This is a genomic window from Fulvimonas soli, assembly GCF_003148905.1.
Lineage (GTDB): Bacteria > Pseudomonadota > Gammaproteobacteria > Xanthomonadales > Rhodanobacteraceae > Fulvimonas > Fulvimonas soli.
The window spans coordinates 188,531-208,357 of record NZ_QGHC01000008.1 but is presented as its reverse complement, the minus strand read 5'-3'; the positions used below and the strand labels follow the sequence as shown (position 1 = coordinate 208,357).

Annotated in this window: 20 protein-coding genes; 16 read left to right on the top strand and 4 right to left on the bottom strand. The window is 73.0% G+C overall.

Annotated features, from left to right (window positions below):
• The first annotated feature begins 53 nt into the window (after positions 1 to 53).
• The 11 genes from C7456_RS12190 to lpdA all read left to right on the top strand — a co-directional run bounded on the left by C7456_RS12190 (position 54) and on the right by lpdA (position 10,757).
• Positions 54 to 908 carry an energy transducer TonB gene (locus C7456_RS12190; protein ID WP_109724026.1) on the top strand — a complete coding sequence of 285 codons (855 nt, stop codon included), beginning with the start codon at positions 54 to 56 and terminating at the stop codon, positions 906 to 908.
• Between the two features lie 94 nt (positions 909 to 1,002).
• On the top strand, positions 1,003 to 1,758 hold the full coding sequence (locus C7456_RS12185; RefSeq protein ID WP_109724025.1) for a DUF2884 family protein: 756 nt from the start codon (positions 1,003 to 1,005) through the stop codon (positions 1,756 to 1,758).
• Positions 1,759 to 1,861: 103 nt separating this feature from the next.
• Positions 1,862 to 2,305 (top strand): DUF2383 domain-containing protein, encoded by a 444-nt coding sequence (locus C7456_RS12180; protein ID WP_109724024.1) that lies wholly within the window; start codon positions 1,862 to 1,864, stop codon positions 2,303 to 2,305.
• Entirely contained in the window at positions 2,286 to 2,885 is a 600-nt protein-coding gene (locus C7456_RS12175) for a DUF924 family protein (RefSeq protein WP_109724023.1), read from the top strand. The genes C7456_RS12180 and C7456_RS12175 overlap by 20 nt, the downstream gene beginning before the upstream one ends.
• A 39-nt stretch (positions 2,886 to 2,924) precedes the next feature.
• Positions 2,925 to 3,200 carry a DUF2845 domain-containing protein gene (locus C7456_RS12170; protein ID WP_109724081.1) on the top strand — a complete coding sequence of 92 codons (276 nt, stop codon included), beginning with the start codon at positions 2,925 to 2,927 and terminating at the stop codon, positions 3,198 to 3,200.
• Positions 3,201 to 3,545: 345 nt separating this feature from the next.
• A complete protein-coding gene (locus tag C7456_RS12165; RefSeq protein ID WP_109724022.1) occupies positions 3,546 to 3,821 on the top strand; it encodes a DUF2845 domain-containing protein in 276 nt (91 codons plus the stop codon).
• Between the two features lie 61 nt (positions 3,822 to 3,882).
• Positions 3,883 to 5,106, top strand: coding sequence for a low temperature requirement protein A (locus tag C7456_RS12160; protein WP_109724021.1), 1,224 nt, complete (start codon positions 3,883 to 3,885; stop codon positions 5,104 to 5,106).
• Positions 5,107 to 5,207: 101 nt separating this feature from the next.
• A complete protein-coding gene (locus C7456_RS12155; RefSeq protein ID WP_109724020.1) occupies positions 5,208 to 6,005 on the top strand; it encodes a DUF2884 family protein in 798 nt (265 codons plus the stop codon).
• A gap of 198 nt (positions 6,006 to 6,203) precedes the next feature.
• On the top strand, positions 6,204 to 7,043 hold the full coding sequence (locus tag C7456_RS12150; RefSeq protein ID WP_109724019.1) for a mechanosensitive ion channel family protein: 840 nt from the start codon (positions 6,204 to 6,206) through the stop codon (positions 7,041 to 7,043).
• Positions 7,044 to 7,194: 151 nt separating this feature from the next.
• Complete coding sequence (gene aceF, locus C7456_RS12145; protein WP_109724018.1) at positions 7,195 to 8,841, top strand: dihydrolipoyllysine-residue acetyltransferase; 1,647 nt, start codon at positions 7,195 to 7,197, stop codon at positions 8,839 to 8,841.
• Between the two features lie 98 nt (positions 8,842 to 8,939).
• Entirely contained in the window at positions 8,940 to 10,757 is a 1,818-nt protein-coding gene (gene lpdA, locus C7456_RS12140; RefSeq protein ID WP_109724017.1) for a dihydrolipoyl dehydrogenase, read from the top strand.
• 172 nt (positions 10,758 to 10,929) lie between these two features.
• Here lpdA and C7456_RS12135 read toward each other — a convergent pair whose 3' ends face one another.
• From C7456_RS12135 to C7456_RS12120, 4 genes are all read right to left on the bottom strand, one after another.
• On the bottom strand, positions 10,930 to 11,355 hold the full coding sequence (locus C7456_RS12135) for an organic hydroperoxide resistance protein (RefSeq protein ID WP_109724016.1): 426 nt from the start codon (positions 11,353 to 11,355) through the stop codon (positions 10,930 to 10,932).
• A 142-nt stretch (positions 11,356 to 11,497) separates the two neighbouring features.
• Positions 11,498 to 11,962, bottom strand: a complete 465-nt coding sequence (locus tag C7456_RS12130) for a MarR family winged helix-turn-helix transcriptional regulator (protein WP_109724015.1) — start codon at positions 11,960 to 11,962, stop codon at positions 11,498 to 11,500.
• A gap of 70 nt (positions 11,963 to 12,032) precedes the next feature.
• Positions 12,033 to 12,722 carry a hypothetical protein gene (locus tag C7456_RS12125; protein WP_109724014.1) on the bottom strand — a complete coding sequence of 230 codons (690 nt, stop codon included), beginning with the start codon at positions 12,720 to 12,722 and terminating at the stop codon, positions 12,033 to 12,035.
• A 125-nt stretch (positions 12,723 to 12,847) separates the two neighbouring features.
• Positions 12,848 to 13,783: a carbohydrate kinase family protein gene (locus C7456_RS12120; protein ID WP_109724013.1), complete on the bottom strand. Its 936-nt coding sequence runs from the start codon at positions 13,781 to 13,783 to the stop codon at positions 12,848 to 12,850.
• A gap of 274 nt (positions 13,784 to 14,057) precedes the next feature.
• Here C7456_RS12120 and C7456_RS12115 point away from each other — a divergent pair, with 274 nt between their 5' ends.
• From C7456_RS12115 to rodA, 5 genes are read left to right on the top strand one after another with little or no spacing between them, the layout of a single operon-like run.
• Complete coding sequence (locus tag C7456_RS12115; RefSeq protein WP_109724012.1) at positions 14,058 to 15,104, top strand: rod shape-determining protein; 1,047 nt, start codon at positions 14,058 to 14,060, stop codon at positions 15,102 to 15,104.
• 21 nt (positions 15,105 to 15,125) lie between these two features.
• Positions 15,126 to 16,088, top strand: a complete 963-nt coding sequence (mreC, locus tag C7456_RS12110) for a rod shape-determining protein MreC (RefSeq protein WP_109724011.1) — start codon at positions 15,126 to 15,128, stop codon at positions 16,086 to 16,088.
• Positions 16,085 to 16,570, top strand: coding sequence for a rod shape-determining protein MreD (gene mreD / locus C7456_RS12105; RefSeq protein ID WP_109724010.1), 486 nt, complete (start codon positions 16,085 to 16,087; stop codon positions 16,568 to 16,570). Before mreC ends, mreD begins: the two co-directional genes overlap by 4 nt.
• Positions 16,571 to 16,580: 10 nt before the next feature.
• Complete coding sequence (gene mrdA / locus C7456_RS12100; RefSeq protein WP_425454635.1) at positions 16,581 to 18,572, top strand: penicillin-binding protein 2; 1,992 nt, start codon at positions 16,581 to 16,583, stop codon at positions 18,570 to 18,572.
• Positions 18,569 to 19,696, top strand: a complete 1,128-nt coding sequence (rodA, locus tag C7456_RS12095; protein ID WP_425454634.1) for a rod shape-determining protein RodA — start codon at positions 18,569 to 18,571, stop codon at positions 19,694 to 19,696. Before mrdA ends, rodA begins: the two co-directional genes overlap by 4 nt.
• Positions 19,697 to 19,827: the final 131 nt, after the last annotated feature.

The following is a 19,827-nucleotide window of genomic DNA, read 5'->3' as shown; positions in this document are numbered from 1 at the left end:
GCTACGCTGCCGCGGGCAGGATCGGCCTGCCTGTGGGGATGGGGAGCCAGGGGATGAAACGTCTGTGGTCGGCGGCGTGCGGCTGCCTGCTGGCCGGCGCCGTGATGGCGGCCGGGCCGGGAGCGGTGCGCAGGCAGGTGGAAGCGAGCATGGTGGTCACCGGCACGCTGGTGGTGGCGCCGGACGGCAGCGTCGGCAGCTACCGGCTCGACCGCCCGGAGAGGCTGCCGGCGCCGGTGGTGGACCTGATCGGCAGGAACGTGCCGCGCTGGAAGTTCGAGCCGGTCGTGCGGGACGGCAAGCCGGTGGCGGCCAAGGCGAGGATGAGCCTGCGCGTGGTGGCCCGGCCCATCGAGGGCGACGACCAGAACTACGCGCTGAGCATCCGCGGCACGCATTTCGGCGATGCCGCCGGCAGCCTCGGCTTCAAGGAGCACCGGCAGGGGCCGCACTACCCCGAGATGGCCGCCCGCGGGCACGTCGAGGGAACGGTCTACCTGCTCCTGAAGGTCGACCGCCAGGGCAAGGTCGTGGACGCCGTCGCGCAGCAGGTCAACCTCGCCGCGATCGGCAGCGAGCACCTGCTGCAGGCGTGGCGCGAAGCCTTCGCCAAGTCCGCGCTGCAGGCGGCGAGGACCTGGACCTTCAATGTCTCGGCCGACGGCGAGGACGCCGAGGCGGAATTCCACTACGCGCGCGTGCCGGTGCATTACCAGCTGGGCGAGCGGGGCCAGCTGGCCCCGGACCCCTACGGCCGGTGGGAGGTCTACGTGCCCGGTCCCTACCAGGCAGTGCCCTGGTTCGACAAGGAAGGGATGATCTCGGGCGTGGACGCGCTGCCCGACGACGGCCTCTACGACGTCGGCCATCCCGGCCCGGTCCTGCTGACGCCGCCCGGCGGCGCCTGAGCGCATCGCCGGCGGGCCGCGCGCCCGCCGGTTCAGCGGTGGTTGGCGCATGGCCGGGTATTCGCAGGCTTCGCCTGCCGCCCGTGAAGAACCCATGCGCCTTCCGCTGTCCGCCGCCGCGTCGCTGTGCCTGCTGCTGGCCTTACGGGCCGCGCCCGCGCAGGACCTGACCACCACCTGCCACGCCAGCAGCAGCTACGACCTCACGCTGCGGCCGGGCAGCCTGCTGTTCGACCGCGCGCAGCCGGCGCCCTACCGGGTGGAGCTGGGCGACGGCGCGCTGCGTGCCGACGGCCGGACGGTGCCGCTCACCGCCGAGCAGCAGGACCGCCTGGCCGTGTTCGAGCGCGAGCTGCGCGCGCTCGCGCCGCGCGTGCGCGCGGTGGCGCAGGCGGGCGTGGACCTGGCGGCGCGCGCGCTGCACGAGGAGGCGGCCGGCATGCAGCTCGACGCCGCCAGCCTGGCGGAGCTGGACCGCCGCGTGGCCGCGCGCGCGGACGAGCTCAAGCGCCGCATCGCCGCCAGCAACAGCACGCACGACTGGCAGGGCGAGGCCGCCCAGGCCTACGCCGACCAGCTGGCCGGCGACATCCTGCCGCTGCTGGCCGGCGCGCTCGGCCAGCAGGCGCTGGAGGCGGCGATGGGCGGCGACCTGCAGCAGGCCGCGCAGCTGCGCGACCGCGCCGCCGACCTCGCCACGTCGCTGCGGCCGCGGCTGGAGCGGCGCATGCAGGCGCTGCGCCCGCAGGTGCAGGCGCTGTGCCCGGCGGTGCGGCGGCTGGCCGGGCTGCAGGAGGGCCTGCGCGGCGGCGACGGCCGGCCGCTGGACCTGCTGGAGACGACGCCTTGAGCAACGCCCGCTGAGCGGCCGGCCGCCGGGGCGGGACGGATTAATCTGCGGCTAAGCGCCCCCGGTCCAGCATGCCCGTGTCCCAGCCGGAACACCCGTTGCCGTGGCCCACGCCGCTTCCCAGCCGATCTACAACGCACTGATCCGCCGCAGCATCGACCTGCGCGCGCTGCATTGCGACGCGGCGGCGCAGGTGCGCGAGCCGGGCCTGCGCGCGCTGCTGGGCGAGAACGCGCAGGTGCTGGCGCAACTGGTGGACGAGTTGCAGGGCCAGGTGCGGCGCCGCGGCGGCGAGCCGGCGCAGCGCGGCAAACTGATCGGGCGGGCGCGCCGGCAACTGGCCGGCTGGCTGCCGGCGGCGCTGGCCGCGGACGAGGCCTGGATCCGCCGGCTCGCCCACGACGAGGCGGCGCTGCTGCGGGCCTTCGAGCGCGGCATCGCCGCGGCGCCGGCCGACGCCGCGCTGGAATTGCGCCGTCTGCTGCCGCGCCTGCGCGACATCGACCTCGACATGCGCAGCCTGGTCCATGCCGGCGGACGCTGCTGAAACCGCGCCGGCGCCGGCGCGCGAGGTGCTGGCGTTCTGGTTCGCCGGGGAGAACGCCTCGCGCTGGTTCGCCGCCGATCCCGCGTTCGACGCGGCGATCCGCGCGCGCTTCGCCGCCACCCACGCCGCGGCGGCGCGCGGCGAGCTGGACGGCTGGTGCGCCACGCCGGAAGGCTGGCTGGCGCTGCTGATCGTGCTCGACCAGTTCAGCCGCAACCTCTACCGCGGCGACGCGCGCGCCTTCGCCTGCGACGCCAGGGCGCAGGCGCTGGCCGTGGCCGGCCTGGCGCGCGGCGACGACGGGCGGCTGCCGCGGCCGTGGCGCGCGTTCGCCTACCTGCCGCTGGAACACGCCGAGGACCCGGAGCTGCAACGGCAGTCGGTGGCGCGCTTCCGCGCCCTCGCCGAGCAGGCGCCGTCCGCGGAGCGCGCGCGCTACGATGGCTACCTCGACTACGCCCTGCGGCATGGCGCGGTGGTGGCGCGCTACGGGCGCTTCCCGCATCGCAACGCCGCGCTCGGCCGGGCCGACACGCCCGACGAACGCGACTACCTGGCGCAGCCGGGCGCGGGGTTCTAGCCGGCACCATCCCGCCGTCCCATGGAAAAGGAGTGGCCCATGCACCGTCGCCTTCCCCTCTTGCTTGCGCTTGGACTGGCCGCCGCCGTCGCCCACGCCGGCAACACCCTGCGCGTGGACAGCCAGGTGCTGACCGTGGGCGACAGCGCCAGCCGCGTGGTCAAGCTGCTCGGCCAGCCGGCCTACAAGGAGCCGGTGCAGAACCGCTACGGCGCCTACCGCGGCGAGCGCTGGCAGTACGAGCGCGACGGCCGCGTGGTGAACGTGGTCATCGTCGGCGGCAAGGTCGGCGCCATCGAGGAACTGCAACGGTAGTGTGGGAGCAGTAGTGCGGGGCGGCCTCTGGCCGCGACCGAGCCCGCACGGTGCGCGCCCGCCGCCTCACCGCGGACGGTTCCCGCGCGGATGCCTGCGCCATCGACAGGCGATGCCCGCATCGCGCGACGACCTGGCTTCCGGCACGACCGGCAGGCCGGCGGCGCATGCCGGTCGCATCGCCGCGCCGCCGATCCTGTCGGTGTCGCCCGACCGCGATTCGCGGCGGTCGCCGGCTACGCCCGGGCGATGGGCTTTGCTAATTCTTCTGCATGACGGGCCGCGGCGCCGCGCCGGCATGTCATCCGCGTTCCCGCATCGTCCACGTTCCCACGGAGGGGTTCCATGCGCCGACTGCTTTGCATCCTTCTGCTCCTGCCTGCCTTCGCGGCCGCCGCCGACACGCTGCGCGTGGGCGACCGCCTGCTGGTGAGCGGGGATTCCACCGCCCGGGTGGAGGAACTGCTGGGCCGGCCCTCGCACAGGAGCCATCGCACCGCGGCGCGGCACGGCCGCAGCGGCCAGTCGGGCGAGCGCTGGCAGTACCGCCGCGACGGCCGCACGATCACGCTGACCATCGTGGACGACCGCGTCGTCGGCATCGAGCAGGGCGGGGACTGAAGGCGCATGGCACCGTCGCCGCCGGCCGTGCGATAAAGCGGCCCTGCGCCGGAGAACCGCCATGAGCCAGCCGCCTTCGCCCGAAGCCCGCCACCGCGCCGGCCTGCTGCGCCGCCGCGGCGCCGCGGCCGACGGCCACGTCACCAACATCGAGCTGTTCTTCGACCTGGTGTTCGTCTACGCGGTGACCCAGCTCTCGCACACCCTGCTGCAGCGGCTCGACGCGCTCGGCGCGCTGCAGGCGGCGCTGCTGTTCCTGGCGGTGTGGTGGGTGTGGATCTTCACCGGCTGGGTGACCAACTGGCTGGACCCCGAGCGCATCGCGGTGCGGCTGATGCTGCTGGCGCTGATGCTGGCGGGGCTGCTGCTGTCCTGCGCGCTGCCGGAGGCGTTCGGCGCGCACGGCTGGCTGTTCGCCGGCGCCTACGCATCCATGCAGGTGGGGCGCACCGCGTTCGCGCTGTGGGCGCTGGGCGACGACGCGCCGGCCAACACGCGCAACTTCCAGCGCATCCTGGCCTGGCTGTCGCTGGCGGCGCTGGGCTGGCTGGCCGGGGCCTGGGCCGGGGGCGAGCGGCGCCTGCTGCTGTGGACGCTGGCGCTGGGCGTGGAATACCTGGGGCCGGCGGTGGGCTTCCGCGTGCCGGGCCTGGGCCGCACGCCGACCCGCGACTGGGACGTGGAGGGCGGCCACCTGGCCGAGCGCTGCAGCCTGTTCGTGATCATCGCGCTGGGCGAGTCGGTGCTGGCCACCGGCAGCCATTTCGCCGAGGCGGCGTGGAGCGCGCCGGTGGTGGCCGCCTTCGTCGGCGGCTTCCTCGGCAACGTGGCGATGTGGTGGATCTACTTCGACCTCGCGGTCGAGCGCGGCCGCCAGGCGATCCGCCACGCCGAGGACCCGGGCCGGCAGGCGCGCGTCGCCTACACCTACCTGCACCTGCCGATCGTCGGCGGCATCATCGTCTGCGCGGTGGCCGACGCGCTGGCGCTGGAGGAGCCGCTGTTGCGCGCCGACCTGCCCGCGGCCGCCGTGCTGCTCGGCGGCCCGCTGCTCTACCTGCTCGGCAACGCGCTGTTCAAGCAGGCCGTCAACCGCACCCGCTTTCCGCTCTCCCACCTGGTCGGCATCGGTCTGCTCGCCGCGCTGGCGGTGCCGGCGGCCCTCGGCCTCTCGCGGCTGGCGCTGTCGCTGCTGGCCACCGGCGTGCTGCTGCTGGCGGCGCTGTGGGAGACGCTGTCGCTGCGCTCGGTGCGGCAGGCGCTGGCCGAAGCCGGCGGGGCATGACCGACGGCACGGCATGACGCCTGGCCCATGCCGCGGCGGCCGGGCGGCGCGACGCTGCGCGCATCGGGCGGCCGGGCGCGCCGCCGTGCGGGAGACACGCCATGCGCAACGCCATCATCCTGTCGCTGGCCCTCGCCCTGGGCGCGGGCGGCCTGCCGGCGACGGCGCACGGGCTGCACATCGGCCACGACGAGTGCGGCTTCCGCACCGACTACGACGTCAGGGCGGACGATGCCGGCCTCGCCTTCAGCCGCGCGGCCGGCCGGCCGGCCGAGGTGCTCATGCACGACGGCCGGCTGCGCGTGGACGGCCGCGACGTGGCGGTCTCCGCCGCCGATGCCGCGCGGCTGCGCCAGTACGAGGACGAAGTGCGCGCGCTGCTGCCCGAGATGGCCGGCATCGCGCGCGAGGGCATCGACCTCGGCTTCGACGCGATGGGCACGGTGGTCGCCACCTTCGCGCGCAGCGACGGCGAGCGCGCCCGCCTGGTCGAGCGGCTCAACGCGCGGCACCGCGAGGCGCTGGCCGGGCTCGACCGCGGGCTGGGCCACGGCGTGTGGAAGCAGCACGAGCTGGACACGGCGATCGGGCAGGGCATCGAGGACGCCGTCAGGGAGCTGGTGGGCAGCGTCACCGCCGACGCGGTGAAGGCGGCGCTGTCCGGCGACGAGAGCCAGGTGCAGGCGCTGGAGGCGCGCGCCGACTCGCTGGACAAGAGCATCGACCAGGCGGTGGACGCGCGCGCGGACAAGCTGGAGCGCCGCGCCGAGGCGCTGTGCCCGCGGCTGTCCGCGCTGGAGCAGTTGCAGCGGCAGTTCCGGTTCCGCCTGCCGGACGGCTCGCCGCTGCGCCTGGTCGCCCGCGAGGAGGCCGCCGACCGCGAGGTCGTGCGCCGCTGAGGCGGCCGTCCCGCGGCGCGGTTGCCGCCGTCCCACTGCAAGCGCCCAGGCCTTGCGCCGCGCCGATCCCCCACCATGCGCGGCCGCCGCCGCGCCGGCATCCCCAGGCCGGCGCGGCTTTTTTTCGCGCGCGCCTGCGCGGCTTCTTCATCGGCGTGCTGCTAGGCTTGCCGGCGTTTTTCACGCAGGGAACCCGCCATGCACGACTTCCTCGCCAGGCTCCAGCTGCCCGGGAACCTGCTCCAGACGGGCGTCAACCTGCTCGTCGCGCTGCTGATCCTGCTGCTGGGCCTCTGGCTGGCGGCGCGGCTGGCCAACTTCGCGCAGCGCGCGCTGCGCCGCGCGGCGGTCGATCCCACCCTGATCGGCTTCCTGCGCAACCTGCTGTACGGCGTGCTGGTCGCGGTGGTGGTGGTGATGGCGCTGACCAAGGCGGGCATCCCGTCCGCGCCGCTGGTGGCGGCGCTGGGCGCCGGCGGCCTGGCGATCGGCCTGGCGCTGCAGGGCTCGCTGTCCAACCTGGCCTGGGGCGTGCTGCTGATCGTGTTCCGGCCGTTCCGCGTCGGCGACTACGTCACCGCCGGCGGCGTCGAGGGCACGGTGGAGAGCATCAACCTGATGCACACCCTGCTGGTGATGCCGGACAACCGCGAGGCGGTGGTGCCCAACGCGAAGATCGGCGGCGACGCCATCATCAACATGAACCGGCGCGGCCTGCGCCGCTTCGAGCTGAAGGTGGGCATCGGCTACAAGGACGACATCGGCCAGGCGATCGCCGAGGTCGAGCGGCTGTTCGCCGCCGACCCGCGCATCCTCGAGGAGCCGGCGCCGGGCGTGTGGACCGCCGGCCTCGGCGAGAGCGCGGTCGACCTGGTGGTGCGCGCCTGGGCGCGCCCCGGCGACCTGTGGGCGGCGCAGACCGACCTGCTGCGCGCGATCAAGGAGCGCTTCGCCGCCTGCGGGATCAGCATTCCGTTCCCGCAGCGCGAGCTGACCGTGGTGCAGGGCGCGCTGCCGGCGCAGGACGCGCCGCGCTGAAGCGTGGCGCGGCGCTTCCGCGCCATGCATACGTATGCGCACGGTGCGAAGGCGCGCACGCGATGCCGCGCGGCGCGCGCCTGTTCGCTATGATGGAAGCCTTGCGCGGCCGCCATCCCCGGGCGGCTGCCCGCCATCCGCAGGAGATCCCATGGCCGACCTCAAAGAAGCCCGCGTACCCGACATCGGCGGTCACGACCACGTGCCGGTGATCGAGGTGCTGATCAAACCCGGCGACCGCGTCGAGAAGGACCAGAGCCTGGTGACGCTGGAATCGGACAAGGCGACCATGGAGATTCCCGCGCCGTTCGCCGGCACGGTGAAGGAAGTGAAGCTGAAGGTCGGCGACGAAGTGTCCGAGGGCACGGTGATCGCCATCTTGGGAACCGTCGGCGAAGCCGACGCCGCGTCCCCCTCTCCCCAGGGGGGAGAGGGCGCCAAGGGCGGCGGCCTGCGCGAGGCGCGCGTGCCCGACCTGGGTGGCCACGACCACGTGCCGGTGATCGAGGTGCTGGTGAAGGTCGGCGACACCGTCGCCAAGGACCAGGGCCTGCTCACGCTGGAATCGGACAAGGCCACCATGGAAGTGCCCGCGCCGTTCGCCGGCGTGGTGAAGGAGCTCAAGGCCAAGGTGGGCGACGAGCTGTCCGCCGGCGACGTGATCGCGCTGATCGAGGGCGCGGCCGGCGCCCCGGCGCCCGCGCCCGCTCCCGCGGCGGCGCCGGCCGCGGCCGGCCTGCCGGCGGCGCAGGGCGGCCCGAAGGTGGAGGAGAAGCCCGCGCCGATCGGCGGCCGCAGCGTGCTGCCCGGCAACGCGCCCGAGGGCGACGTGCCGCCGCAGGCGCGCCCGCCGTTCGACGCGAAGATCGTGATGCCGGGCGACGCGCCCTACGCCAGCCCGGCGATCCGCGCCTTCGCGCGCGAGCTGGGCGTGGACATCCGCCAGGTCAAGGGCAGCGGCCGCGGCGGCCGCATCGTGCGCGAGGACGTGACCGCCTACGTCAAGCACGCGCTGGCCTCGGGCGCGCGCCCGGTGCAGGGCGCGCCGGCGGCGGCGGGCGGCGGCCTCAACCTGCTGCCGTGGCCGAAGGTCGACTTCAGCAAGTTCGGCGAGATCGAAGAGAAGCCGCTGTCGCGCATCCAGAAGATCTCCGGCGCCAACCTCGCGCGCAACTGGGCGATGATCCCGCACGTCACCCAGCACGAGGACGCCGACATCACCGAGCTGGAGGCCTTCCGCAAGAAGCTCGGCGAGGAGAACAAGGACCTCAAGATCACCCCGCTGGTGTTCCAGATGAAGGCGGTGGTGGCGGCGCTCAAGGCATTCCCGCAGTTCAACGCCTCGCTCGACGAGACCGGCGAGAAGCTGATCCTCAAGAAGTACTTCCACATCGGCATCGCGGTGGACACCCCCGACGGCCTGGTGGTGCCGGTGATCCGCGACGTGGACAGGAAGGGACTGCTGGATCTCGCCCGCGAGCTGGCCGAGATTTCCAGGAAGGCGCGCGAGAAGAAGCTCGGCCCCAACGAGATGTCCGGCGGCTGCTTCTCGATCTCCTCGCTGGGCGGCATCGGCGGCACCGCGTTCACGCCGATCGTCAACGCGCCGGAGGTGGCCATCCTCGGCGTCTCCAAGGCGGCGACGAAGCCGGTGTGGAACGGCAAGGAGTTCGTGCCGCGGCTGATCCTGCCGCTGTCGCTGTCCTACGACCACCGCGTGATCGACGGCGCGCTCGCCGCGCGCTTCGCCGCCTTCCTCGCGCAGCAGCTGGGCGACATCCGCCGCCTGCTCCTCTGACGCCCTGTCTCCCTCTCCCCTCCGGGGAGAGGGCCGGGGTGAGGGGCGGCCCTTGCGTCGCCCCTCATGCGTAGCGAAAAGAATTCCAAGGATCCCCCATGGCAAGCACCATCGAAATCAAGGTTCCCGACATCGGCGGCCACGAGAACGTGCCGGTGATCGAGGTGCTGGTGAAGGCCGGCGACACGGTCGCCAAGGAACAGAGCCTGATCACGCTGGAATCGGACAAGGCGACGATGGAAATTCCGTCGAGCGCCGCGGGCGTGGTCAAGGAGCTGAAGGTCAAGGTGGGCGACGAGGTGTCCGAGGGCGCGGTGATCGCCCTTTTGGAAACCGTCGGCGAAGCCGACACCGCGTCCCCCTCTCCCCCCCGGGGAGAGGGCAGGGGTGAGGGGCCATCCTCGCCGAGCGCTCCCGCCAGCCCCGCCCCCTCACCCCAACCCTCTCCCCAGAGGGGAGAGGGGGCGAAGGCGCCGCAGGCGGCGGGCGCTTCCGGTCGCAAGCCCGACATCGAGTGCAAGCTGGTCGTGCTGGGCTCCGGCCCGGGCGGCTACACCGCGGCGTTCCGTGCCGCCGACCTCGGCGTCGACACCGTGCTGGTCGAGCGCTACGCCACGCTGGGCGGCGTCTGCCTCAACGTGGGCTGCATCCCGTCCAAGGCGCTGCTGCACGCGGCCGAGGTGATCGAGGAGGCCGAGGCGATGGCCGCGCACGGCGTCAGCTTCGGCAAGCCGAAGATCGACCTGGACGGGCTGCGCGACTTCAAGGGCAAGGTGGTCGGCAAGCTCACCGGCGGCCTGGCCGGCATGGCCAGGCAGCGCAAGGTACGCACCGTGCAGGGCGTGGGCAGCTTCGTCTCGCCCAACGAGATGGAAGTCCGGACGGCCGAGGGGTCCAGGCTGATCCGCTTCGAGTACGCGATCATCGCCGCGGGCTCGCAGGCCGTGCGGCTGCCGGCGTTCCCGTGGGACGACGAGCGCGTGATGGATTCCACCGGCGCGCTGGAACTGAAGGACGTGCCACCGAGGCTGCTGGTGGTCGGCGGCGGCATCATCGGCCTGGAGATGGCCACGGTGTACTCGGCGCTGGGCAGCGAGGTGACCGTGGTCGAGTTCATGGACCAGCTCATCCCCGGCGCCGACGCCGACCTGGTCAAGCCGCTGGCGCAGCGCCTCGGCAAGAAGCTCAAGGGCGTGCACCTCAAGACCAAGGTGGTCGAGGCCAAGGCCGTCAAGAAGGGCATCGAGGTCAAGTACGAGGGCGAGAGCATCCCCGAGACCGCGCTGTTCGACCGCGTGCTGGTCGCCGTGGGCCGCTCGCCCAACGGCCACAAGATCGGCGCGGACAAGGCCGGCGTGGCGGTGACCGAGCGCGGCTTCATCGACGTGGACACGCAGCTGCGCACCAACGTGCCGCACATCTTCGCCATCGGCGACGTCGTGGGCCAGCCGATGCTGGCGCACAAGGCCACGCACGAGGCGCGCGTGGCCGCCGAGGTGGTGGCGGGCCTGAAGAGCCACTTCGACGCGCGCGTGATCCCGTCGGTGGCCTACACCGACCCGGAGATCGCCTGGGTCGGCGTGACCGAGCGCGAGGCGAAGGAGAAGGGCCTCAAGGTCGGCGTGGGCAAGTTCCCGTGGGCGGCCTCGGGCCGCGCCATCGGCATCGACCGCACCGAGGGCTTCACCAAGCTGGTCTTCGACGAGGAGACCCACCGCGTGGTCGGCGGCGGCATCGTCGGCCCGCGCGCGGGCGACCTGATCAGCGAGATCGCGCTGGCGATCGAGATGGGCGCGGAAGCCGCCGACATCGGCCTCACCATCCATCCGCACCCGACGCTGAGCGAGTCGGTGGGCATGGCGGCGGAGGTCTACGAGGGCACCGTCACCGACCTGTACATCCCGAAGAGGAAGTGACGCGCGCCGCCGGCGTGCAGCGAGAAGCCCGGGCCAGGCCCGGGCTTCTCGTTTTGGCGTCGTGCGGGGGTGGGCGGCGGTCGCCGGTGGGATGCGTCGTTCCAGGTGGGCCATCGCGGCCGGAGGCCGCTCCCACGGTGGGGTTCCGCGGCTGGCGCCGGGCGCGCATCGCTCAGACCACGGTGAGGGTCACGTCGATGTTGCCGCGGGTGGCGTTGGAGTAGGGGCACACGACGTGCGCCTGCTGCACCAGCGCTTCCACCTCGTCGCGGGGCAGGCCGGGCACGTGGATCTTCAGCTCGACCTCGATGCCGAAGCCGGTGGGGATCGGGCCGATGCCGACGCTGCCCTCGATGGCGGTGTCGGCCGGCAGCACGCGCTTCTGCTGGCCGGCGACGAACTTCAGCGCGCCGAGGAAGCAGGCCGAGTAGCCGGCGGCGAACAGCTGCTCGGGATTGGTGCCGTCGCCGCCGGCGCCGCCCAGTTCCTTCGGCGTGGTCAGCCTGACGTCGAGCGCGCCGTCGGAGGAGACGGCGCGGCCGTCGCGGCCGCCGGTGGCCTTGGCATGGGCGCGGTACAGGACTTTCTCGATGGACATGGGGGTTGCCTCGTGGTGGTAGGAGCGCCAGGGCCGGTTCCGGTGGGGCGGCGGAGCCGGCCTGGCGCGGCTCCGTCGTCATTGTGTGCTATTTAATAGTGTGCTATTTGATGGGTGGTTCCATGGGGGCGGCAGGAGGCGGTCAGGCGCTGTCGGCGAGCCGCTCGCGCAGGCTCTCCAGCTGCCGCTTGAGCGCGAGCAGCTCGTCCCGCTCGCAGCCGGTGGCGCAGAACACCGCGCCGGGCACGGCGGCGGCGCGCTTCTTCAGCGCGCGGCCCTGCGCGGTCAGGCCGATCACCACCTGGCGCTCGTCCTCGGCCGAGCGGGTGCGGCTGACCAGCCCGGCCGCCTCCAGCCGCTTGAGCAGCGGGGTCAGGGTGGCCGAGTCGAGGAACAGGCGCTCGCCGATCTCCGACACGGCCAGGCCGTCGCGCTCCCACAGCACCAGCATGACCAGGTACTGCGGGTAGGTCAGCTCCAGCCCGGCGAGCAGCTTGCGGTAGAGCTTGGTCATCGCCAGGCCGGTCGAGTACAGCGCGAAGCACAGCTGCTGGTCCAGCCCGAGCGGGGCCGCGGCGGCCTGCGGTTTGGCGGTGCGGGTCTTCATGGAGCGGCAATTTAAATAGCGTGCTATTCAATTGCAAGCGTCTTTTCGCGGCGGCGGCGCCGCCCGGGAGTCACGCCGCGGCCGGCGGGTGTCCGCCGGCGGCGCCGGGCAGCGCCGGCGCGATCCGCCGCGCGGTGCCCTGCAGGTGCGACAGCACCGAGTTCAGCGCCATCTCCATCTGCCGCAGCGTGTGCAGGAAGGCGCGGGGATCGACCGGGCGGTCCAGCTGCAGGTCGGTGTAGGTGTCGACCAGGTGCGGCGCGTCGAGCACCAGGGTGGCGTCGTGCTGCAGCCAGCCGTCGAGCACGCGCTCGGCGGTGTAGGCGGACGAGTAGCGCTGCAGCGCGTCGGCGTCGATCCAGCCGAGCGACTGGTCGGCGACCGCGACGTCCCAGGCGTCGGTGGGCAGCACCGGCCAGTTGACGTCGAGCTGGTAGTCGTCCTTGCGCGCCTCGATGTGCCGGTTGACCGCGGCCGCGTCCAGGTCCGCGGCGAGGTCGGCGACCACCGTCGCGTCGAGCGCCTGCAGCCGCGCCAGGGTCCTGCGGTCGTTGGCCTCGGCGTCGCGGATGTTGTCCAGCGCCGCGCGCAGCTCCTCGTCCATGCGCCGGCTGGCGGTGGCGGCGGCGCGGGCGTGGTGGACGTGCTCGATCCACGCCTCCAGGCCCAGCGCGGTGAGGATGCTGAGCACGATCATCAGGTAGTGCTTGGCGAAGTCCTTCAGCGAGTGCAGGGGGAGCTTGGGCAGCTCGAGGTGCATGGCGGGCTCCGGGCGGGCGCGAAGCGCCGCAGCGTACACGATCGTGTAGGCCCGGGCTGCGGGGCCCCGAAACGCGGACGGCGCCCCGCGGGGCGCCGTCCGTCGCCGGCCGCCGGGGCGGCGGTTCAGCCCAGCGCGTAGCCGAACTGCTCCTGGAACTCGGCGGCGAACTCCTCGTAGGTGAAGCGCTGGTTCTGCGTGCCGGGGTGCTCGACCTTCAGCGCGCCCATCAGCGAGGCCATGCGGCCCACGGTCGGCCAGTCGTAGCCCTTCATGATGCCGAAGATCAGCCCGGCGCGGTACGCATCGCCGCAGCCGGTGGGGTCGACCACCTGGCGCTCGCGCGCCGCGGGGATCTCGATCACCTGGCCGCCGGTGTGGATCAGCGAGCCGCGCGGGCCCAGCGTGACGATGTAGGCCCGGGTGCGCGCGGCGATCTCCTCCGCGCTCCAGCCGGTGCGCTGCTGCAGCAGCTGCGACTCGTAGTCGTTGACGATGACGTAGGTGGCCTTGCCGATCATCGAGCGGAACTCGTCGCCGTTGAACAGCGGCATCGCCTGGCCCGGGTCGAAGATGAAGGGCACGCCGCGCGCGGCGAAGTCGTCGGTGTGCTGCAGCATCGCCTCGCGGCCGTCCGGCGCCACGATGCCGAAGTCGATGTCCGGCACGTCGGCGACGTGGTTGTGGTGCGAGCTGGACATCGCGCCCGGATGGAAGGCGGTGAGCTGGTTGTTGTCCAGGTCGGTGGTGATGAAGCACTGCGGGGTGAACTGGTCCTCGAACACGCGCACGCCGTCCAGGCGGATGCCGCAGCGGATCAGGTGCTCGCGGTAGGGGCCGAAGTCCTGGCCCACGGTGGCCATCGGCAGCGGGTCGCCGCCCAGCAGCTTGAGGTTGTAGGCGATGTTGCCCGCGCAGCCGCCGAACTCGCGGCGCATCTTCGGCACCAGGAAGGACACGTTCAGGATGTGGACCTTGTCCGGCAGGATGTGGTTCTTGAACTGGTCCGGGAACACCATGATGGTGTCGTAGGCCAGGGAACCGCAGATGACGGCTGACATGATGGAAGGCGACCCCGTGGTGACGGCAGGAAGGGCGACCGCGCGGCGCCCGGCGAGCGGCGGACGCGGGCGTCCGGCAAACCGGGCAATGGTAGCGCCAAGTCGCCGCCAAGGCGACCGGGCCATCGCCGCGGCGCTTGCGCCGGCGATGCAGGAAATGCGCGCATCACCGCGTTTCGCAAGGCTTTCTTAACGACTGCGCGCTTGCGTGGGGTAGGGCCGCTCACTAGACTGGCACGCTTGTCTTTCCCTCGCACCGGCGCGCCCAGCCCCCATGTTCAAGAAGTTTCGCGGCATCTTCTCCAACGACATCTCCATCGATCTCGGCACGGCGAACACGCTGGTGTATGTGCGGGGGCAGGGCATCGTGCTGAACGAGCCGTCGGTGGTGGCGATCCGCCAGGACCGCGGCCCGGGCGGCCCGCGCGCGGTGGCCGCGGTGGGCACCGAGGCCAAGCGCATGCTCGGCCGCACGCCGGGCAACATCGCCACGGTGCGGCCGATGAAGGACGGCGTGATCGCCGACTTCACCATGACCGAGGCGATGCTGCAGCACTTCATCAAGCAGGTGCACAAGTCGCGCATGCTGCGCCCCAGCCCGCGCGTGCTGGTGTGCGTGCCGTGCGGCTCCACCCAGGTGGAGCGCCGCGCGATCAAGGAGTCGGCCGAGGGCGCCGGCGCGCGCGACGTGTTCCTGATCGAGGAGCCGATGGCCGCCGCGATCGGCGCCGGCATCCCGGTGCACGAGGCGCGCGGCTCGATGGTGCTGGACATCGGCGGCGGCACCTCCGAGGTGGCGGTGATCTCGCTCAACGGCATCGTCTACTCGCAGTCGGTGCGCGTGGGCGGCGACCGCTTCGACGAGGCGATCATCAACTACGTGCGGCGCAACCACGGCACCCTGATCGGCGAGTCCACCGCCGAGCGGATCAAGCTGGAGATCGGCTGCGCGTTCCCGCAGACCGACGTGAAGGAGATCGAGATCTCCGGCCGCAACCTGGCCGAGGGCGTGCCGCGCATGTTCACGATCAACTCCAACGAGGTGCTGGAGGCGCTGCACGAGCCGCTGTCGGGCATCGTGGCGGCGGTCAAGGCGGCGCTGGAGCAGACTCCGCCGGAGCTGTGCTCGGACGTGGCCGAGCGCGGCATCGTGCTCACCGGCGGCGGCGCGCTGCTGCGCGACCTGGACCGCCTGATCTCGGAGGAGACCGGCCTGCACGTGCAGGTGGCCGACGACCCGCTGACCTGCGTGGCGCGCGGCGGCGGCAAGGCGCTGGAGCTGATCGACCAGCACGGCAGCGACTTCTTCGCTCCCGAATAATCCGCACGCGGGGGGCAGGCGATGGCGCTCGCGCGCGAGGATTCCTCGCCCCTGTTCGCCGGCAGCGTGGCCGGCACCCTTCGGCTGATCTTCTACCTCGCGCTGGCGATGGTGCTGATGGTGCTGGACCACCGCAACGGCTGGATGTGGCGCGCGCGCTACGCCGCCGCGGTGGCGGTGGAGCCGGTGTACCGGCTGGCCGGGCTGCCCGCGGACGGGGTGCGCGCGCTGGGCGTGGCCTTTGCCGACCGCCAGCGGCTCACCGAGCAGAACCAGCGCCTGCGCGAGGACCTGCTGCTGGCCAACGCCAAGCTCAACCGCATGGCCGCGGTGGCCGAGCAGAACGAGCGCCTGAAGGAGCTGCTGGCCACCCAGCACAGCCTGGGCCTCAACGTGCAGCTGGCGCGGGTGATCGGCGTGGACCTCGGCGCCGGCCGCCACCGGCTGATGATCAACCTGGGCGCGCGCGACGGCGTGAAGCCGGGCCAGCCGGTGATCGACGCGCGCGGCCTGCTCGGCCAGGTGGTCGAGGTGCTGCCCACCACCGCGGTGCTGATGCTGGTGACCGACCCCAACCACGCGGTGCCGGTGACGGTCGAGCGCACCGGCCTGCGCACCATCGCCTACGGCGCGCGCGACGGCGACCAGCTCAGCCTGCCGACCGTCCCGATGGCCGCCGACGTGCAGGCCGGCGACCGCCTGCTCACCTCCGGCCTGGGCGGGCGCTTCCCGCCGGGCTTCCCGGTCGGCACCGTCACCGCGGTCGGCCCGGCCGCCAACGGCCTGTTCCTGGAGGCGCGCGCGCGGCCCAGCGCCGACATCAACCGCAGCGACGACGTGCTGCTGCTGCACGACCAGGCCGAGCCGGCCGGGCCGCCCGCGCCGGCGGCGTCCGCCGGCCCGCCCGCCGGGCTCGCGCCGGCCCCGGCCCCGGGCCAGCCCGCCGCGCCGGCCGCCGGCGCCGCGGCGGGGGCGGCGCGATGAACCGGCACCGCCTGAACCTGCTGTGGTTCGTCGCCACCCTGGCGGCCGCGCTGCTGCTGATGCTGGTGCCGCTGCCGCAGCCGCTGGAGCCGTTCAAGCCGTACTGGCCGGCGCTGGTGCTGCTGTACTGGTCGCTGGAGTCGGCCGAGCGGGTCGGCCTGGGGCTGGCCTTCACGGTGGGCCTGGCCGGCGACCTGCTCGACGGCGTGCTGCTGGGCGAGCAGGCGCTGCGGCTCACCGCGCTGGTGTTCATCGCGCTGCGCTTCCGCTCGCGGCTGCGCTTCTTCCCGATGTGGCAGCAGACGCTGGCGGTGCTGGCGCTGCTGCTCAACGACCGCATCCTGCTCACCGTGGTGCGGGTGTTCGCCGGCGAGGCGCTGCCGCCGCCGAGCTGGTGGCTCTCGCCGTTCGTCGGCGCGGCGCTGTGGCCGTTCCTGTTCCTGCTGTTCGACGACCTGCGCGTGCGGCTGCGCATCCCGTGAGATGAGGACGGTGCGGCGTTCGCTGAAGGACCCCCGCGGCGAGAGCGCGCTGTTCCGCCGCCGCGCGCTGGCCGGCTTCGGGCTGATCGTGCTCGGCCTGCTCGCGCTGGTCGGGCGCTACGTGCAGCTGCAGGTGATGCGCCACGACGAGTTCGCGCTGCGCTCGGAGGCCAACCGCCTCAAGCCGCGCGCGATCCCGCCAGGGCGCGGGCTGATCTACGACCGCAACGGCGTGCTGCTGGCCGACAACGTGCCGGCGTTCCGGCTGGAGGTGGTGCCCGAGCAGGTGCCGGACATGGACGCCTTCCTGCGCGAGATCGGCAGCGTGGTGCCGCTGGACCAGGACGACATCGACGCCTTCAGGAAGCAGCTCAGGCAGAGCCGCCGCTTCGACAGCGTGCCGCTCAAGCTGCGCCTGACCGAGGACGACATCGCGCGCTTCGCGATCAACCGCTGGCGCTTCCCCGGCGCCGACGTGGTGCCGTACCTGACCCGCCGCTATCCCTACGGCCCGCTGTTCGCCCACGTCATCGGCTACGTCGGCCGCATCGACGCCGACGACCAGGACAAGCTCGACCCGGTGCGCTACAAGGGCACCAGCCACATCGGCCGCAGCGGCATCGAGCGCTCCTACGAGGACGCGCTGCACGGCACGCCCGGCTACGAGCTGGTCGAGGTGAACGTGGACGGCCGCACCCAGCGCGTGCTGGAGCGGCACCCGCCGGCGCCGGGCCGGAACCTGTACCTGTCGATCGACGTGCGCATCCAGCGGGCCGCCGAGGCCGCCTTCGAGGGCCGCCCCGGCGCGGCGGTGGCGATCGACCCGCGCAACGGCCAGGTGCTGGCGATGGTCAGCGTGCCGAGCTTCGATCCCAACCTGTTCGTCAACGGCATCAGCCACGCCGACTACACCGCGCTGACCACGGCCGAGGACAAGCCGCTGTACAACCGCGCGCTGCGCGGCGTGTACCCGCCCGGCTCCACGGTCAAGCCGTTCCTCGCGCTGGGCGGGCTGGAGCTGGGCGTGCGTCGGCCGCAGGACACGGTGCTGTCCACCGGCGAGTTCTGCCTGCCCAACCAGAGCCGCTGCTACCGCGACGACAAGCGCGGCGGCGACGGCACGGTGAACATGGTGCGGGCGATCCAGCTGTCCACCAACACCTACTTCTACAAGCTGGCGCTGGACATGGGCATCGACCGGCTGAGCGGGTGGATGGGCCGCTTCAGCTTCGGCGGCAGGACCGGCATCGACCTGGACGGCGAGAGCACCGGCATCCTGCCCTCGCGCGAGTGGAAGGCCGCGCACTACAAGCAGCCGTGGTTCCCCGGCGAGACGGTGCTCACCGGCATCGGCCAGGCCTACTGGGCGGTGACGCCGCTGCAGCTGGCGCACGCCACCGCGGTGCTGGCCGGGCACGGCATGCCGTACCCGCCGCGGCTGGTGATGGCCACCCAGGCCGGCGTCGACACGCCGCGCCAGCCGCTGCCGAACCCGCCCACCGGGCCCTCGCTGATCGCCCGGCCGTCCGACTGGGACGTGATCAACGAGGGCATGCAGGCGGTGATCTACGGCGGCGCCGGCGCGACCGGGCGCGGCCTGGGCGACGGCTTTCCCTACCGCATCGCCGGCAAGAGCGGCACCGCCGAGCGCTACTCGCGCCGCACCGAGGCCTACGACACCAACAAGAACAGCGCCTACCTCGCCGCGCGCCACCGCGCCTGGTTCATCGCCTACACGCCGGCGGAGGCCCCGAAGATCGCGGTGGCGGTGGTGCTGGAGGCCGGCGCCTGGGGCGGCAAGGACGCCGGCCCGATCGCGCGCAAGATCCTCGACGCCTGGCTGGCCACCCAGGGCGACCAGGCGCCGAAGGCGACCCCGCTGCCCGAGCAGGGCGCGATTCCCGCGCCGGGCGACGTCACCGAGTCGCCGCTGCCGGAGGACGACCTGCCCGCCGTGCCGGCGAGCGGCGGCGAGCCGGCGGCGGCAGGGAGCACGCCATGATCGACACGCTGGTCGAAACGCTGCACGTGCGCCTGCGCCGGCTGCTGCGGCGCCTGCTGACCCGGCCGCGGATCGACCTGCCGCTGGCGGCCGGCCTGTTCCTGCTCGCCTGCGCCGGGCTGGTCACGCTGTACAGCGCCGGCGACGCCGACCTCGGCCTGGTCGGCGGCCAGGCCGCGCGCTTCGCGATGGGCGCGGCGCTGCTGCTGCTGGTCTCGCGCATCCCGCCGGCGGTGCTGCGCAGCTGGACGCCGTGGCTGTACCTGGGCAGCACCTTCCTGCTGGTGGTGGTGGCGGTGCTGGGCGAGGGGCGCGGCGCCTACCGCTGGCTGGACCTGGGCGTGATGCGCTTCCAGCCGTCCGAGCTGCTCAAGCTGACCATGCCGATGATGGTGGCCTGGTACCTGCACCCGCGCCAGCTGCCGCCGGGCTGGAAGGACATCGCGGTGGTCGGCCTGCTGATCGCGGTGCCCGCCGCGCTGATCGCCAAGCAGCCGGACCTGGGCACCGCGCTGCTGGTGGCCGCCGCCGGCGGCTTCGCGCTGTTCCTCGCCGGCATGGCGTGGTGGCGCATCGGCCTGCTGCTGGGCGCGGTGGCGGCGGTGGTCCCGGTGGCCTGGCACTTCCTGCACCAGTACCAGCGCGACCGCGTGCTGACCCTGCTCAACCCGGAGTCCGACCCGCTCGGCAACGGCTGGCACATCATCCAGTCGCAGATCGCGGTGGGCTCCGGCGGCGTGTTCGGCAAGGGCTGGCAGCACAGCACGCAGTCGCGGCTGGAGTTCCTGCCCGAGCACACCACCGACTTCATCTTCGCGGTGTTCTCCGAGGAGTTCGGCCTGGTCGGCGTGTGCGCGCTGCTGGCGCTGTACGCCTTCATCATCGGCCGCTGCCTGTGGATCGCGATGGAGGCGCGCGACACCTACTCGCGCCTGCTCGCCGGCGCGATCGGCATGAGCTTCTTCGTCTACGTGTTCGTCAACGGCGGCATGGTGGCCGGCATGCTGCCGGTGGTGGGCGTGCCGATGCCGCTGGTGAGCTACGGCGGCACCTCGGCGGTGTCGCTGCTGACCGGCTTCGGCGTGCTGATGTCGATCCACGCCCACCGCAAGATGCACGACTGACGCCGGTTCCTGCGGCCCGGCTTCACGCCTGCTTCGCAACGGCGGACGTACAAAGCGCGGCGCACCGTTTCCGCACCGGCCCGCCGGTGCCGCCAGCGCAGCCGACCGCGCGCCAGCCGAAAAAGGAGCCG